The organism is Flavobacterium sp. LC2016-23, assembly GCF_009674775.1.
GTDB lineage: Bacteria > Bacteroidota > Bacteroidia > Flavobacteriales > Flavobacteriaceae > Flavobacterium.
Window position 1 is genome coordinate 92489 of the sequence record NZ_WKKE01000002.1, and the last position, 17927, is coordinate 110415.

At 38.2% G+C, this 17927-nt stretch carries 11 protein-coding genes; 9 read left to right on the forward strand and 2 right to left on the reverse strand.

Translation table 11 applies throughout. From position 1 onward, the window contains the following. Positions 1 to 197: 197 nt before the first annotated feature. Together GJU43_RS02005 and GJU43_RS02010 are read right to left on the reverse strand one after the other, a co-directional pair. Positions 198 to 914, reverse strand: a complete 717-nt coding sequence (locus GJU43_RS02005) for a LytTR family DNA-binding domain-containing protein (protein ID WP_154339179.1) — start codon at positions 912 to 914, stop codon at positions 198 to 200. 70 nt (positions 915 to 984) lie between these two features. After that, a complete protein-coding gene (locus GJU43_RS02010) occupies positions 985 to 2043 on the reverse strand; it encodes a sensor histidine kinase (RefSeq protein WP_154339180.1) in 1059 nt (352 codons plus the stop codon). Positions 2044 to 2166: 123 nt separating this feature from the next. Between GJU43_RS02010 and GJU43_RS02015 the strand changes: the two genes are divergently transcribed. From GJU43_RS02015 to GJU43_RS02055, 9 genes are all read left to right on the forward strand, one after another. Then, positions 2167 to 4410, forward strand: coding sequence for a GH92 family glycosyl hydrolase (locus GJU43_RS02015; RefSeq protein WP_154339181.1), 2244 nt, complete (start codon positions 2167 to 2169; stop codon positions 4408 to 4410). Between the two features lie 38 nt (positions 4411 to 4448). Then, on the forward strand, positions 4449 to 6326 hold the full coding sequence (locus GJU43_RS02020; RefSeq protein ID WP_154339182.1) for a sodium:solute symporter family protein: 1878 nt from the start codon (positions 4449 to 4451) through the stop codon (positions 6324 to 6326). Between the two features lie 177 nt (positions 6327 to 6503). Continuing rightward, positions 6504 to 7469, forward strand: coding sequence for a glycoside hydrolase family 130 protein (locus tag GJU43_RS02025; protein WP_154339183.1), 966 nt, complete (start codon positions 6504 to 6506; stop codon positions 7467 to 7469). Between the two features lie 3 nt (positions 7470 to 7472). After that, positions 7473 to 8543: a carbohydrate-binding family 9-like protein gene (locus GJU43_RS02030; RefSeq protein WP_154339184.1), complete on the forward strand. Its 1071-nt coding sequence runs from the start codon at positions 7473 to 7475 to the stop codon at positions 8541 to 8543. 7 nt (positions 8544 to 8550) lie between these two features. Then, positions 8551 to 9627, forward strand: coding sequence for a putative glycoside hydrolase (locus tag GJU43_RS02035; RefSeq protein ID WP_154339185.1), 1077 nt, complete (start codon positions 8551 to 8553; stop codon positions 9625 to 9627). Between the two features lie 36 nt (positions 9628 to 9663). Further along, positions 9664 to 10683, forward strand: a complete 1020-nt coding sequence (locus GJU43_RS02040) for an isoaspartyl peptidase/L-asparaginase family protein (protein ID WP_154339186.1) — start codon at positions 9664 to 9666, stop codon at positions 10681 to 10683. A gap of 254 nt (positions 10684 to 10937) precedes the next feature. Next, positions 10938 to 14078: a glycoside hydrolase family 2 TIM barrel-domain containing protein gene (locus tag GJU43_RS02045; protein WP_154339187.1), complete on the forward strand. Its 3141-nt coding sequence runs from the start codon at positions 10938 to 10940 to the stop codon at positions 14076 to 14078. Between the two features lie 6 nt (positions 14079 to 14084). Further along, a complete protein-coding gene (locus GJU43_RS02050; protein WP_154339188.1) occupies positions 14085 to 16406 on the forward strand; it encodes a beta-N-acetylhexosaminidase in 2322 nt (773 codons plus the stop codon). A gap of 34 nt (positions 16407 to 16440) precedes the next feature. Next, complete coding sequence (locus tag GJU43_RS02055; protein WP_154339189.1) at positions 16441 to 17925, forward strand: alpha-L-fucosidase; 1485 nt, start codon at positions 16441 to 16443, stop codon at positions 17923 to 17925. Positions 17926 to 17927: the final 2 nt, after the last annotated feature.

The window sequence follows — 17927 nt, forward strand, 5'->3', positions numbered from 1 at the left end:
GTTAGTTACCTGTATGTTGAAAATGCGGCCTTAGGGTCGCATTTTTTTTATGTTATTTTTTTCTCACCATAATTTTTATCCCCTGAGCGAAGTCGAGGGGCGCAAAGTAATTCCTCAGTCAAAATCAAAAAAAAACCTTTATCAAAGTTTCAAAACTTTGATAAAGGTTTTTTTTATAACATCAAATAGTATTTCGTTTACAGCGGAGAATTTAAAATCCTTTGTTTGACATGATCAATATACGATCTTCCAATGACATAACGAAGCCCTTCAATCTCAATACTATTTCCTTCAACAGCATCAATTTTGTCAATGGCAATGGTATAGGAACGGTGGATTCTTAAAAAGTTTCTTTCGGGCAATAAATCTGTAAAATCAGATAAGGTACTGTGAATAATGTATTTGCCTGTTAAGGTGTTTATTTTTAAATAATCTTTCAGGCTTTCAATAACCAGAATTTCATTAAAAAAGATTTTTTTCATTCTCTTCTTATCAATTTTAACGAAAATAAAAGGGCTTTCAGTACTGGTTTCCACTGGAGAACCGCTGCTGCTTGTATTTAATCTTTTGCTGATTTTGTTTAATGTTTTCATTAACCTGGGAAACTCGATAGGTTTTACGAGATAATCCAGAACATCTAATTCGTACGTTTCTATTGCAAATTGACTATAAGCACTGGTGATAACAAGCAGGGGTGGGTTTTCTAAACTTTTAATGAAATTGATACCATCCAGAACCGGCATATTAATGTCAAGAAAAATCACGTCAACCTTGTTGTTTTTTACAAAATTCAGCCCTTCTATAGGATTGCTGAAAGTAGCGGTAACCTCAAAATTTTCAACGGCCTCTAAGTAATTTTTAATAACATTGATTGCTAACGGCTCGTCATCTATAATCAAACAATTTATTTTCATTTTAGTATAGTATTTATTCTTTAGTAAAAGAATCGGGGGGGATAGTATAAAAAAATAGTTTAAACAAGAACTAAGATACCTTAATTACCAGCTTTACGACAAAAATATTCTTTTTATTCTTAAAAGAAAGCTTATAGTCATTTTTATTATAACCTAATTCAAGTCTTTTTTTTACATTCTCAATTCCTATACCACTTGACTTGTTAAAATTATCTTTATGTACGGTAATTTCTGGTGTTGGGTTTGAAATGGTAAAATGAAGGAAGTCTTCTTTAACTTTAAAACTGATAGCGATCTTTACTTTTCCCGTGTTTTTGTTTACCCCGTGTTTAAAAGCATTTTCAATAAAAGTCAGCAATATTATAGGGCTGATTTCTTTGTCATGTATATCTCCGGAAACAGACATGTCTATTTCCAGCCGGTCCCCGTTTCTGATTCGCTCTAAATCCAGGTAATTCTGAATACAAAGTATTTCGTTTTCCAAACTTTGCTTTTTGCTTTTAGTATCGTAAAGCATATACCGCATCAGCTCCGAAAGTTTAAGAACAATTTTTGGGGTTTTATCTGATTTTTCTACCGCCAGAGAATAAATATTATTAAGCGTATTGAAGAAAAAATGCGGGGAAATTTGAGATTTCAGGAAAAGCAATTCGGTTTCCAATTGTGACTTTTCGAGATCGGTCACTCTTTTTTGTTCTCTCAGAAAGTCGAAAGTAATCTTGATGGCCGTTACGAAAGTCATCACATAAAGCTCTCCCATCATCATGTCAATCGTGTAATTGAGCGTTAATTTATCGATCGTTTCGGGGCCTTCCGGCCAAACGTCGTGTGTGATGAGTAAGTACGTCATATTGAATTTTACTACCACCATAATAAAGATGGCGGATAAAATAGAAATAACATACAAGAGGTATTTTTTTTTATAAATCAGATTGGGCATCAGAATAAGGATATTCAGGTAACACAGCGCCATGTGTATGGGAAAACCCAACAAATTGGTTTTTAAAGAGTACGCATAATCGTTGAAATAACTGCCCCAGCGAAACGTATTAAAAACGAAATAAGTTAACCAAAAGATGATGTGGTATTGCAATTGGATGCGGTATAATTTGCCTGAATTTAAAATCATGGTATTGGAGGTATTTTGTGACTTTTTTTGATGTTTATCTAAGTTTAAGTGTCATCCGTCTAAATTACTTTTAATAAAAATGGAAATTATATAAATTTAAAGTTAAATTAAGATTGTTTTTATATGAGGAACTTTACTATTGTTATTTTATTTGTAATTCTGTTTACAAGCTGTAAAATAAAGATAAATAATAATACCGGCAAAAAAGATATTTTTGCGGGCCATGTAGATCCTTTTATAGGAACTGGCGGACACGGACATACGTATCCTGGTGCCACTGTTCCTTTCGGTATGCTTCAGGTAAGTCCTGATAATGGAATTTCGAGCTGGGACTGGTGTTCCGGTTATCATTATTCAGACTCTGTCGTTTCCGGATTCAGTCATTTACACCTTAGCGGAACAGGAATTGGCGATCTGGCAGACATCTTATTTATGCCGGTCAATAAAAAACTGGACTTAACCACTAAAACAACTTCACGCGATCAATTACCTTATAAATCAAAATACAGTCATGTTAACGAAAAAGCAACACCGGGCTCTTACCAGGTTTTTCTTGAAGATCCTAAAATCAATGTAGAATTAACTTCTTCACAACGCACCGCATTCCATAAATATACCTTTGCCAAAAATGATCCGCAGTCTGTAGTGATCGATCTTGGTTTTGCCATTAATTGGGATAAAGCCGTAAAAACCGGAATCACAATTGAAGACCAATATACCATAAGCGGGTATCGTTTTAGTACCGGCTGGGCCAAAAACCAGAAAGTATTTTTTGTGGCAAAATTTTCAAAACCTATTTCTGAAACGGTTTTATTGGCCAATAAACAGCTGATTAAAGGAAATAAGGCAGAAGGAGAAAACACAGCAGCGCAATTATTTTTTGAAGCTGCCGGTACAAACGAACTATTAGTAAAGGTCGCTCTTTCTTCTGTTAGTGTGGACAATGCCAAAGATAATTTAGACGATGAAAAGTCAACTTTCGAAAAAACAAAATCTCAGGCTGATGTCCTATGGAATGTCGCTTTGAGTAAAATTCAGGTCGAAACTCCGACCGACTCCCTAAAAACAATTTTTTACACCGCGATGTTCCACGCACAGGTTGCCCCTGTAACCTATAGTGATAAAAACGGTCAGTTTAGAAAAGAGGATGATCAGATTGCTACGGCAAAGGATTATACCGCTTACTCGACCTTATCACTATGGGATACTTTCAGGGCCGAAAACCCTTTATTGACTTTACTGGCTCCGGACAAAACTTCAGATATTGTCAACTCCATGTTAGTGTATTATGATACTAAAAAAATATTACCGGTTTGGACACTATACGCCAATGAAACCAATACAATGACAGGATACCATTCCATTCCGGTAATTGTTGACGCCTATTTAAAAGGCATTAAAGGCTTTGATGCCGAAAAAGCCTATCAGGCTATGAAAGCAACCATGATGCAGGACGAACGCGGATTAAATTTATATAAAAAATACGGTTACATTCCGTACAATTTATTAGACGAGTCCGTTACGATTACGTTAGAATATGCCTATGATGACTGGTGTGTGGCACAAATGGCAAAAGCTTTAGGAAAAAATGACGATTATCAATTTTTCCTGAAACGTTCTAAAGCCTACCAATTCCTGTTCGATCCGAAAACAGGATTCATGAGAGGAAAATCTGAAGACGGAAAGTCCTGGAACGAACCTTTCGATGCCAAACATTCCAATCACAGGGAACATACCGATTACACCGAAGGAAATGCCTGGCAGCACAGCTGGTTTGTACCCCAAAACGTAGAGGATTTTATCCGGTTACACGGCAGTAATGAAATTTTCACCAGCCGTTTAGAGCAGCTTTTTACCGAAAGTTCCGAGATAACGGGAAATAATGTTTCAGCGGATATTTCCGGATTAATTGGCCAGTATGCACACGGAAACGAACCAAGCCATCATATTGCTTATATGTTCAATCATGCGAATCAGCCGTGGAGAACCCAATACTGGGTGCGTCATATTTTAGATACCCAATACAACACCACACCCAATGGTTTAAGCGGAAATGAAGATTGCGGACAAATGTCGGCCTGGTATGTGTTCAGTTCCATGGGACTGTACCCGATGAATCCGGCTTCCGGGGAATATGAAATAGGAAGCCCGATTTTCGAGAAAGCAACAATCAACCTTCAGGAGGGAAAAACTTTTGTAATCGAGGCAGAAAATGTTTCGGAGAAGAATTTTTACATCCAGTCGGCAACCTTAAACGGCGTTGCATTCGATCAGACCGTAATTACACATCAGCAGATTTTAAAAGGAGGAATACTTCATTTTGTGATGGGAGCGGAACCCAATAAAAACTGGGGAATAAAAAAATAAAAACTTAGCGTAACTAACTATAAATAAACATAAAATTAATGGACATTATTGACGTATCAATTATCGTAGCCTATATCCTGCTCTCCGTAGGAATAGGAATCTGGATTTCACGAAAAGCATCAAAAGGATTAGATGATTATTTCCTTGGCGGGAAAACCATCAAATGGTATTTTCTTGGACTGAGCAACGGATCAGGAATGTTTGATGTTTCAGGAACTTCCTGGATGATTGGAGTGTTGTTTTTGTATGGTGTAAAAAGTTTTATGTTTATGTGGCTGTGGCCGATCTGGAATCAGATTTTTGTGATGATGTTCCTGGCAGTCTGGATCAGAAGATCAAAAGTTATGACAGGCTCCGAATGGATTTTAACCCGTTTTGGCAGTGACAGAGCCGGAAAAGCATCGCACATTATCGTTGCCATTTTTGCCATCATTTCGACCATTGGTTTTATCGCTTACTTTTTTGAAGGAATCGGAAAGTTCGTAACCATTATTCTTCCGTGGGATTTAACCCTTCATTATGGCGATTTGATTTTACTGACTTCAGAGCGTTCGTATGCTTTGATTATTATATTCTTAACTACGATTTATACCGTTAAAGGCGGAATGTTTTCTGTTGTAGCCACAGAAGTCGTGCAGTATTTAATTATGATTATTGCCGGTGTCCTGATTGCCGGTTATGCTTTTATCAATTATACCGATATTCAGATCAATTCGGTGATAACCGAAGAATGGAAAAATGTTTTCTTTGGCTGGCAGTTTGAAACGCAGTGGAGTGATAAATTTCAAACCTTCAATCACCTGATCGATTCTGAAGGTTACAAAATGTTTGGCGCTTTTATAGGCATGACTTTATTCAAAGGATTTTTTGCCAGTATTGCAGGTCCGACACCAAGTTATGATTTACAAAGAATTCTTTCGACCAAATCGGTTAAAGAAGCGGCCTATATGAGCGGGTTTACCAATTTGATCTTATTCATTCCGAGGTACTTATTAATCACAGGAATTGTAGTCATTGCCCTGATGAATTTGGCACCGGAATTAAATGCCAATACAGGTTTAACCGGAGCCGATTTAGAATTACTAATGCCAAAAGTGGTGAATTTATACATTCCGGTTGGTATAAAAGGAATTTTATTAGCCGGATTATTAGCCGCGTTCATGTCCGGATTCTCTGCCTTTGTAAATGCCGGTCCGGCGTATATTGTAAATGATATTTATAAAAAATACTTTAAGCCGGTTGCCACCAATGCACATTACATCAAAGTAAGCCAGATTTCTTCTTTCCTGGTAGTGGGACTTGGGGTTTTTATGGGCTTCTTTGCAGATTCGATCAATTCACTGACCTTATGGATTACAAGTGCCTTATACGGAGGTTACGTTGCAGCCAATTTCCTAAAGTGGATCTGGTGGCGTTTTAACGGATGGGGCTATTTCTGGGGGATGTTTGCCGGATTACTGGTTGCTTCTTTTCAATTTATTTTAGGACAGAATAAAGGAAATTTCACACCGGGATCCTTTTTATACGATTTATCAGAAGTGCAGGCTATTTATTTATTTCCGGTAATATTTGGATTCTCTATCTTAGGCTGTCTTTTGGGAACTTTCCTGAGCAAACCAACCGATATGGAAGTTTTAAAATCTTTTTATACCAATGTAAGACCCTGGGGATGGTGGAATCCGGTGTACAGAACATTGAAATTAGAAGATCATACTTTCGAAAAAAATAATGATTTCTATCGGGATATGCTCAATTGCGCCATCGGAATTGTATGGCAGTCGAGTATGATTTTGCTACCAATATTCTTTATTATCAAGGATTATCCAAAAGCTATAGTGGCGTTGCTTGTGTTTTTAGTCACGACAACCACTTTAAAATTTACCTGGTTAGACAGGGTGCGAAGAATTGAAGATTAATTAGTCAATTAGATAATTAAAAATAGAAGATTACTGACACAGTTTGTTATTTATGGGAACGATGACCATACAGAGATTGACGCTTTAGACTGCGAAATTTCTTTTGTGATTCTTCCTTCGTCAGAATGACAAAAGTGAGAGAATAAAACAAACAATAAATAAAAAAATAAAAGCAAAATGAGTACTATTCCCTGGCAAGACAGACCCGAAAACAGTAATGATGTAATGTGGAGATATTCTGAAAATCCAATTATTGACAGATATGCAATTCCTTCGTCTAACAGTATTTTTAACAGTGCTGTTGTACCTTTTGAAGATGGGTTTGCAGGTGTTTTCAGATGTGATAACAAAGCGGTACAAATGAATATTTTTGCCGGTTTCAGTAAAAATGGTATCGATTGGGACATTAATCACGAACCTATTGTAATGCAGTCGGGTAATACTGAAATGATTGAATCGGCTTATAAATACGATCCGCGTGTGGTATTTATTGAAGACCGTTACTGGATCACCTGGTGTAACGGGTATAACGGACCTACAATTGGTATCGGGTATACTTTTGACTTTAAAGAATTTTTCCAGTGCGAAAATGCCTTCTTGCCATTCAACAGAAACGGTGTTTTATTTCCACAAAAAATAAACGGAAAATACGCGATGTTAAGCCGTCCGAGTGATAACGGACATACGCCTTTTGGAGACATCTGGATCAGTTACAGCCCGGATATGAAATACTGGGGAGAACACAGACTGGTAATGAAACCAACTCCTTTTGAAGATAGTGCATGGCAATGTACCAAAGTTGGGGCAGGACCAATCCCTATTCTTACGGAAGAAGGCTGGCTAATGCTGTACCACGGGGTAATCAATACCTGTAACGGGTTCCGTTATGCAATGGGAGCAGCTCTTTTGGAAACAGAAAAACCGGAGAATGTAAAATACAGAACACAGCCTTATTTATTAGGTCCGGCAGAGCTTTACGAACAGGTAGGCGATGTGCCAAATGTGGTATTTCCATGCGCCGCTTTACATGATGTGGAAGAAGATAAATTAGCCGTTTACTACGGAGCAGCAGATACAGTGGTGGCCATGGCGTTTGGTAAATTAAGCGAAGTAATACAATTTACAAAAGATAACAGTTTATAAAAAATGACGCAAATTAAAAGCAAGTTATTGGTAACGATCTTAGGGTGTTTTTCTTTGTTTGGCTTTGCTCAGTCAGGCAAGGGAATTACACCTAAAACCTATGTGGCGTCAAAAACAGCAAATCCGATTATAATTGACGGAGAGGATAGCGATCCTGCCTGGAATAAAGCAGAATGGACAACCCTTTTTGAAGATATCGAAAATAACGTAAAACCGAAATATGGGACAAAAGTTAAAATGCTCTGGGATGAAACCAATTTTTATATACTAGCTAAGATTGATGAACCACATGTCTGGGCGAATTTAAAACAGCGCGATACGATTATTTTTTACAACAATGATTTTGAAGTTTTTATTGACCCCGATAGCGACACTTTTAATTATTACGAATTAGAAATTAATGCATTAAATACAGCCTGGGATCTGTTTTTGTCAAAACCTTACAGAGAAAATGATAATGTTGTTTTAAACGACTGGAATATTCCGGGGCTCAAATCCGCGGTAAAAATCAAAGGAACGCTGAATAACCCAAACGATACTGATGAAGGATGGGTATTAGAAATGGCCATTCCCTGGGCATCTTATAAAACGTCTTATTTTGACAAAAATGTGCCAGCAGATAAATTCTGGCGCGTTAATTTTTCAAGAGTTAACTGGCAGCACACCGTAACCGAAAAAGGGTACGAACGCAAGAAAGGTGCAGACGGTAAATTTTTACCGGAGTACAATTGGGTGTGGTCGCCAATGGGCGTCATCAATATGCATGAACCTGAAAAATGGGGTTATGTTTATTTTTCTTCCAAAGAAGGAAAAGACAGTTTTACAATCCCGCAGGAAGAAAAAGTAAAATGGGAATTGTATACGCTTTACAGAGCACAAAAAGAATATTATCAAAAGAATAATAAATGGGCAGCATCTCTGGCAAATCTAACGAAAGAGCCGATTAGCATTGACACTAAAGTTTTAAAACCCAGGCTGGAAAACCATGCTTCAGGATTTAATATTTCAGTAAAAAGTCCATTTTCCGATAAAATATTTATTATCAGACAAGATGGCAAAATCATAACCAACTAAACTAACTATGAAACTACCAAAATTATTACTTTTTATATTGGCTTTAAGTATCTTTTCATGTGCCAAAAAGGAGGAAACTACTTTTAAATTTGGGGTATGGATTACTGCCGATGCCAAAAGAACAGATGAAGATTACGCCAAAGAATTCAAAAAATACAAAGACGGCGGTATCGATGAGGTTTTGATTAATACCAATACCGATCCCAAACTTTTAGGAAGATTAGTACCAATAGCGAAAGAAAAAGGATTAAAAGTACACGCCTGGATTATGGCCATGAATCGCCCCAACGATTCAGTGGCCTTACAGCATCCGGACTGGTATCAGGTCAGTAAAGATGGAAAGTCCTGTTTTGATAACCGTCCGTATGTAGATTATTACCAATGGCTTTGTCCGACAAAAAAAGAATCCAGAGAACACGTTTTGGGCCTTGTAGAAGGTCTGGCAAAAGTAGAAGGAATTGAAAGTGTACATTTAGATTACATTCGTTTTCCGGACATCTTTTTGCCGATCAGTTTACTTCCAAAATACAATTTGGTGCAGGACGAAGAATTACCGCAATTTGATTTCTGTTATTGTGACGCCTGCGTCAGTAAATTTGAAAAAGAACATCATAAAAATCCAAAAACAAGCCACAATACAGCCATTGATATGGAGTGGAAAAACTTCAGGCTGAATGCGATAAAAGCGGTAGTTGATGATGCTTATGAAATTGCGCACAAGCACCATGTAAAATTAACCGCAGCTGTCTTCCCTTATCCGGAAATGGCAGATCATATGGTACGCCAGCGTTGGGACAAATGGAATATCGATGAGGTGTACCCAATGATTTACCATAGTTTTTACAATGAGGAAATTGACTGGGTAGGTTATGCGACAAAACAGGGAGTTGCTGATTTAGAAGGAAAAAAGACAAAAATCAATACGGGAATTTATATTCCGGGATTAAAATCAGATGCCGAATTGAATGAAGCCATTTTACTGGCAAAAGAGAACGGCGCAACAGGGGTTTCTTTCTTTGATGGAAATGCATTATCCGATGCTAATTTAAAGACGATCGCTGCAACAAAAGCCAGTTTAAAATAGTATTTTTCCGGTATATTTCATTTAAAAAGTAAACAGATGTCAAATAGAAGAGATTTTATAAAAAAAACAACTTTAGGCACACTGGCCCTAAGTTCGGTTTTAGGCTACAGCGGATTTGCAAAAAATAAAGAAGAGGAAGCAATAGAAAATCCGGTAAAGAAGCAAAAAAAACCGGTTATCATTTCGACATGGAATCATGGTTTACCTGCCAATCAGGAAAGCTGGAAAGAACTACAAGCCGGAAAATCAGCTTTAGACGCCATTGAAGCCGGTATGAAAATTCCTGAAGCAGATCCGAATGTCCGAAGTGTTGGTTATGGTGGATATCCGGATCGCGAAGGGAAAGTAACGTTAGATGCCTGCATTATGGATCACAACAGCAATTGTGGCTCGGTTTGTTTTCTGCAGGGGATTATGCACCCGATTTCGGTAGCCAAGCGAGTATTACAGAATACACCTCACGTGATGCTGGCCGGACAGGGAGCACTTCAGTTTGCATTGGCCGAAGGTTTTAAGGAAGAAAATTTACTGACTCCGGAATCTGAAAAAGACTGGAAAAAATGGCTGGAAGATTCCAAATACAAACCCGTGATCAATATAGAAAATCACGATACCATAAGTATGTTAATGTTAGATAAAGACGGTAATCTGTCTGGTGGCTGCACCACAAGTGGAGCTGCCTGGAAGATGCACGGTCGCGTCGGTGACTCCCCAATCATCGGCGCGGGTCTTTTTCTTGATAATGAAGTAGGAGCTGCTGCGGCAACAGGTTTAGGTGAAGCTGTAATCAGAACTGCCGGAAGTGCGATGGTAGTAGAATTAATGCGTCAGGGAAAATCACCTTTTGATGCCTGCAAGGAAATTACAGAACGTATTTACAACAAACATAAAAACCACAAAGACATGGAATACCTGCAGGTCGGATTTATCGCCCTGAATAAAAACGGGGAACATGCCGGTTACAGTTTACGATCCGGATTTAATTATGCCATTTCCGACGAGGAAAAAGGACACCGGATGGAAGACGCCAAATTTAAAATGTCGTGGGATAAGTAATAAAGTATTTGTATACGCATTTTTGTCATTTCGAGGAACGAGAAATCACATCCGGAGAGCGACGTACTGTATGTCTTCACTTTATGTGATTTCTCCTTACGTCGAAATGACAAGCAGAAAATAAAATTTTAAACACATAGAAACATAGATTTTTTCTCTCACAAAAGATTTAAATAAATGCCATACCATTTTTTTTAAACTTTTTAAAATCTATCCCGATAGCTATCGGGCTATGTGTTCAAATAAAAACAAAAATGAAAAAAACAATATCCATAGTATCATTATTAATTACGTCAATACTAGCTGTTAACGCACAGGAGAAAGTTCCCTTTTGGCAAAATGAAAAAATAAACGAAGAGAACCGGGAGCCCATGCATGCTGCTTACTATGTTTTTGAAAATGAAGCACTGGCTGCTAAAAACGACTGGAAAGAATCTAAAAACTACCTGAATCTCAACGGAACCTGGAAATTTAAATACGTTGATAAACCGAATGATTTGCCAACCGGATTTGAAAACAGCACTTTTAATGATGCAGCCTGGGATAATTTTAAAATCCCCGCAACCTGGGATGTAAATGGTTACGGATATCCTGTTTACACCAATACAACCTATGATTTTTCGAAATACATCAAAATAAACCCGCCTTTTGTTCCCGAAAATTATAATCCTACAGGAGTGTACAGACGGGAAGTTATCCTTGATAAATCCTGGGAAGGAAAAGATATTTTTCTGCATATTGGTGCTGCGAAATCAAATCTTACGGTTTGGGTAAACGGGGTGTATGTGGGTTACGGGGAAGATGGAAAATTACCTTCTGAATTCAACTTAAATAAATATGTAAAGACAGGTAAAAACAGCCTCGTTTTAAAAGTAATGAAATGGAGTGACGGTTCCTATTTAGAATGTCAGGATTTTTGGAGAATGAGTGGTATTACCAGAGATTCCTACCTCATTGCCCGAAATAAAGTGCATTTGAAAGACTTCGAGATCATTCCGGACTTAGATGCTTCGTATACCAACGGAAATCTTAAAATCACTGCAGAATTTTCAGGCTTAGATAAAAAAGATCCTTATACTTTAGACGTCCGGTTAAAAGACGGCGATAAAATCATTACGTCAAAAGTGATTACGGCTTTAACAGAAAAACAAACTTTCGATTTCGCTGTAGAAAATCCTAAAAAATGGAGTGCAGAAATTCCGAATCTCTATCAGATCGATTTTATTTTAAAACATAAAAAAGGAACTGTTACAGAAATTATTCATCACAATATCGGTTTCAGGAAAGTTGAAATTAAAGGCGGACAGCTTTTGGTAAACGGAAAAGCGATTTACATAAAAGGAGTAAACCGTCATGAAACAGACCCTGTCACAGGACAAACCGTTTCAAGGGAACGCATGGAGCAGGATATTAAAGTCATGAAAGAATTTAATATCAATGCAGTACGAATGTCACATTATCCAAACGATGAATATTTCTATGAATTATGTGATAAATACGGTATTTATGTAGTTGATGAAGCCAACATAGAATCGCACGGAATGGGTTACGATATAACCAAAACATTGGGTAACAAACCGGATTGGGAACTCGCGCACCTGCAGCGCATGCAACGTATGGTGGAAAGAGATAAAAACCATACTTCGATCATTATATGGAGTATGGGTAACGAAGCCGGAAATGGTTATAATTTTTACAGAGGTTATTTATGGATTAAAAACAGAGATAAATCAAGACCGATTCAGTACGAAAGAGCTACGGCCGGAGCCTGGGACGGAAAAGATTTAAAATTTGAATGGGATTCTGATATTATTGATCCAATGTACAGTTCTCCCAATAAAATGGAAGAATATATAATGGCCAATCCAAATCCGTCAAGACCTTATATTCAGTGTGAATATGCACACGCTATGGGGAATTCGATGGGGAATTTTAAAGACTACTGGGATGTAATTCGCAAATACCCCAATTTTCAGGGAGGTTTTATTTGGGACATGATCGATCAGTCCGTCTATAAAACACAACCGGACGGAACAAAAATTTTTGCTTATGGAGGCGATTTTGGACCTAAAGATGTGCCTAGCGATAATAATTTTTTGGATAATGGTGTCTTTAATCCCGAAAGAAAACCAAATCCACATGCTTTCGAAATGCGAAATGTAATGCAGAATATCCTGACTTCCTGGGATAATAAGGCAACTGCAACGATTAAAGTGTACAATGAATTTTCATTTAAAGATTTAAGCAATGTCAGCTTACACTGGACATTAATCTTAGACGGAATCAAACAAGACTCAGGCATTATTGATGATTTGGCAATTGACCCAACGCAGTCAAAAACGTATACGTTACCAATTAAATCAGGCGACAAAAAATTTCAGGAAGCTTTTGTAAATATCAGTTATCAGTTAAAACAAGATGAGCCGTTTTTACCAAAAGGTTTCGAAATTGCAACAGAGCAATTAGCTTATAAAGGAACATGGAAAAATGATCTAAAAATAACAGGCACAGGAAAAATTTCAGTAGAGAAAGAAGCTAATGCTACCGTATTTAAAAGCGAAAAAGCGACTATAACTTTCGATAAAAAAACAGGATTTATGAGTGGTTACACATTCAATAATGAACCTGTTTTAAAAGAAGGTTATCAATTGCGTCCCAACTTTTGGAGAGCCCCAAATGATAATGATTTCGGAGCGAATCTTCAGGTACAATTAAAAGCATGGAAAGATGCTACAGAGAATCCTGTATTGGTAAACTGGGTGTATTCCGCTGCAAAAGACAATACCATTTTAGTGAAGGCAACTTACAATCTGCCTGCCGTTTCTTCGACTCTGGAATTAAATTATGAGATGAACAGCAATGGGGAAATAAGCGTAAAAGAACAGCTGAACATCGATAAAACAAAAGAAACACCCGTATTGCCAAGATTTGGAGTGGAAATCATTTTGCCGAAAGATTTCAGTACGCTGAACTATTACGGAAGAGGTCCGCATGAAAATTATATCGACAGAAATTACAGTTCACAGGTTGGTCTTTATAACCAAACAGTTTCAGAGCAATTTTATCCGTACATCCGTCCACAGGAAACCGGAAATAAAACAGAAGTACGCTGGCTGGAACTATCAAATGATAAGTTGAAAATAACGGTTACTTCAAATGAGTTACTGGCGACGACGGCTTTGCACTTTTTAAACGAAGATCTGGATGATGGACTGCAAAAAGACCAGAGACATGGTGCCGAATTGAAAGAAAGAGATTTAACCAGTTTAAAAATTGATTACAAACAAATGGGCGTTGGCGGTATTGACAGCTGGCAGGCATGGCCAATGGAGAAATATCTCCTGAGAGACAAAACCTACCAGTATCAGTTTAAAATAACACCATCCCTAAAATAATTCATTATGAGGATATTAAAATCATTCCTTGTCGTACTCTTCCTGACTGTTTTAAGTTCGGCTTACAGTCAGAAAACCTATACTGAAAAGGATATTCAAATCATTCCGAAACCCACACAGCTGGTGGTAAAAGAAGGCGTTTTTAAATTTTCCAAAGAAACACAATTTGTGGTCAACGGTGATTTTCAAAAAGAAGCCTCCACCGCTTTGATCCGTAAATTTGAAACCGCTGCAGGCTGGAAACCGGAAATTACAATGAAGATTCCGGCGGGTAACTTTATACAATTCAAAGTTGATCCGGCTTTAAAAAATGAAGCGTATGTTTTAGACGTAAATTCAAAAAGCATCACCATTACTGCCAAAGGAAATGCCGGTTTTATTTATGGTCTGGAAAGTATCAGGCAATTACTTCCGGAAGCCATAGAAAGTCAGTACGTGGTGACTTCTGCCAGATGGGAAATTCCGGCTGTTACCATAAATGACCAGCCGCGTTTTCAGTGGAGAGGACTCATGCTGGATCTGTCACGCCATTTTTTTGATAAAAATTACATCCTGCAGACGATCGACCGCCTGGCCATGCACAAAATGAATGTGTTGCATTTGCACTTAGTGGACGATCAGGGCTGGAGAATCGAAATAAAAAAATACCCGAAACTCACAGAAGTAGGAGCCTGGAGGGTAGATCAGGAAAACACCAGCTGGAATGCGAGACTTACGGTAAATCCGGATGAAAAAGGAACCTACGGCGGATTTCTGACTCAGGAAGAATTAAAAGAAATCGTAAAATACGCCGCAGCCAAAAACATCGAAATCATTCCGGAAATCGAAATGCCCGCGCACGTCAGCAGCGCTATTGCCTCTTACCCGGAACTGGCTTGTTTCGATCAGAGAATCGGAGTTCCGTCAGGCGGATTATGGCCCATTACCGATATTTATTGTGCCGGAAAGGAATCGACTTTTGAGTTCCTGCAAAATGTAATTGATGAGGTCGTTACCATTTTTCCTTCCAAATACATTCATATCGGAGGCGATGAAGCCACTAAAACCAATTGGGAAAAATGTCCGAACTGCCAAAAAAGAATGAAAGACAACGGCTTTAAAAACACCCACGAACTGCAAAGTTATTTTGTAAAAAGAATGGAGAAATACATCAATTCGAAAGGCAAAAAAATCATTGGCTGGGATGAAATATTAGAAGGAGGTTTAGCTCCGGAAGCAACGGTCATGAGCTGGAGAGGAACACAAGGCGGTATCGATGCGGCAAAACAAGGTCACGATGTTATTATGACGCCGGAAACTCCCTGCTATTTTAATTTTTACCAGGGCCCGCAAAACGAAGAACCCATTGCTTTTGACTCGTATAATCCACTCAGTGAAGTGTACAAATTTGATCCTGTTGTTCCCGGAATGACGCCTCAGGAAGCGGCACATGTATTAGGAGGACAAGCGAATTTATGGGCAGAGTATTTACCGGGACCAAAAGATTCCGAGTATATGATTTTTCCAAGATTAGCCGCTTTGTCTGAAACTTTGTGGAGTACGAAAGAAAGCCGAAACTGGGTAGATTTTACAGGAAGATTAAGTTCATTATTAAGACGTTATGACCATTTGGGAATCAATTATGCAAAAAGCGCTTATCTCGTTACGGCTTCATCCAGTGCTGATGTAGCAAAAAAACAGGTCAATGTGACTTTAAAAAATGAATTCCCAAACCCGGATATCCGTTATGTTTTAGGCAATAAAAATATCGATCACAATGCCTTAAAATACACCAGTCCGATTGCGTTTACCGAAACAACGGTTTTAAAAGCTTCCCTTTTTCAAAATGATAAACCGGTTGGAAAAACTTTTACGGATACCATCGTATTCCACAAAGCAGTGGCGCATAAAGTGAGTTATTTAACGCCTTTTAATCAGAATTATAAAGGAGATGGGCCTTTTCAGATGGTAAATGCCATAAGAGGAAGCAAAAATTTTCACGACGGCCAATGGCAGGCCTGGCTGGTAAATGATATGGAACTGGTAGTTGATCTTGATCAGGTCGAAAGTATCGAAGAAGTAACGGTCGGAACGCTGGAAAGTCAGGGCGCCGGCGTTAATTTTCCCATATTCCTGAAAGTGCTGGTATCCAGTGACGGGATTAAATACAAAGAAGTGGGGAAAATAGCGCGTCCGTATGCTGTAAATCCTGCATCAGAACTGAAAGATTTTAAAATCAGTTTTGCCAGACAGAATGCCAGATATGTAAAAGTAATCGCAGGCAATTTAAAAAAGAGCCCGAAAGGAGAAAGCTCCTGGTTGTTTGTAGATGAAATTTTAGTGAATTAAAAAGAATAAATAAAACATGATAAATAGATTAAAAATGAAAAGAGGAATATTCATAATCGCCATTTTATTTTCGGTTCAAATGTTTTCACAAGCCATTTACGAAGATGAAAGATACGTGCCGGAAACAGATCCGGTAGTATTAAAAAATTTAGACACCTGGCAGGGCGAAAAATTTGGTCTGCTCATGCACTGGGGAACGTACAGCGAATGGGGAATTGTAGAATCCTGGTCGATCTGCCCGGAAGATTATGGATGGTGCGAACGTAAAAAAGGAAGTAATCCCGGTAATTACAACGCGTATGTAAAAGAATACGAAGGGCTGAAAAAAACATTCAATCCAGTAAAATTCGACCCTGCAAAATGGGCCAAAGCCGCTAAATATGCCGGAATGAAATACATGGTTTTTACCACGAAACACCATGACGGTTTCAATATGTTTGATACCAAATACTCCGATTATAAAGTAACAGACGCCGGATGTGCGTTCAGTACAAATCCAAAAGCGAATATTGCCAAAGAAGTTTTTAATGCCTTCAGAAACGAAAACTTATCCGTTGGGGCTTACTTCTCCAAACCGGACTGGCATAATGAGAATTACTGGGATCCGTACTTTCCGCCATTCGACAGAAACGTCAATTATGATCCGGCTTTGTATCCGGAAAAATGGCAGAAATATGTTGATTTCACGCACAACCAGATTTTAGAATTATTATCCGATTACGGTAAAATTGATATTTTATGGTTAGATGGAGGATGGGTGAGAAAAAGAGACCAGCAAAACTTAAAAGAAAACTACGAAGAAAAGTTTGCTGAAAACGAATCCAAAAATGGTTTTATCAAACACAGAGTGGTAGATCAGGATCCAAAAATGGACGAACTTGTCGTAAAAGCACGTCAAAAACAACCGGGATTAATCGTGGTGGACAGAGCCGTACACGGAAAAAACCAAAACTACTTAACGCCTGAAAACCGTGTTCCTGAAAAAACACTTCCTTATCCATGGGAATCCTGTATTACGTCAGGCGGGGGATGGTCGTATAGTCCGGGTGCGAAATACATGACCGGAAGAGAAGGAATCCACATGCTGATTGATGTTGTAGCTAAAGGTGGAAATTTATTACTGAATGTGGCTCCAAGCCCGGAAGGCGAATGGGAGCAGGGTGCTTATGATTTACTGCAAGCCTACGGAGACTGGATGAAAGTAAACAGTTCCGGTATTTATAATACCAAACCAATCGAGCCTTTCAAGGAAAATAACATTTGCATGACACAGAATAAAGCCGGAAACGTCTTCTTGTTTTATCTGGCGAAAGAAGGAGAAACAAAAATTCCTGCCGAAGTGGTTGTAAAATCAATCAATCCTAAAAAAGGAACCAAAATCACCATGTTAGGTTCAAAAACAGCCTTAAAATGGACCAAAGAAGCTCAGGGATTCAAAGTGGTAATTCCGGAAAGCCTGAGAAATAATTTACCGGCAAAAGAAGCCTGGACGTTAAAAGTGGAAGCCATTAACCGATAGCA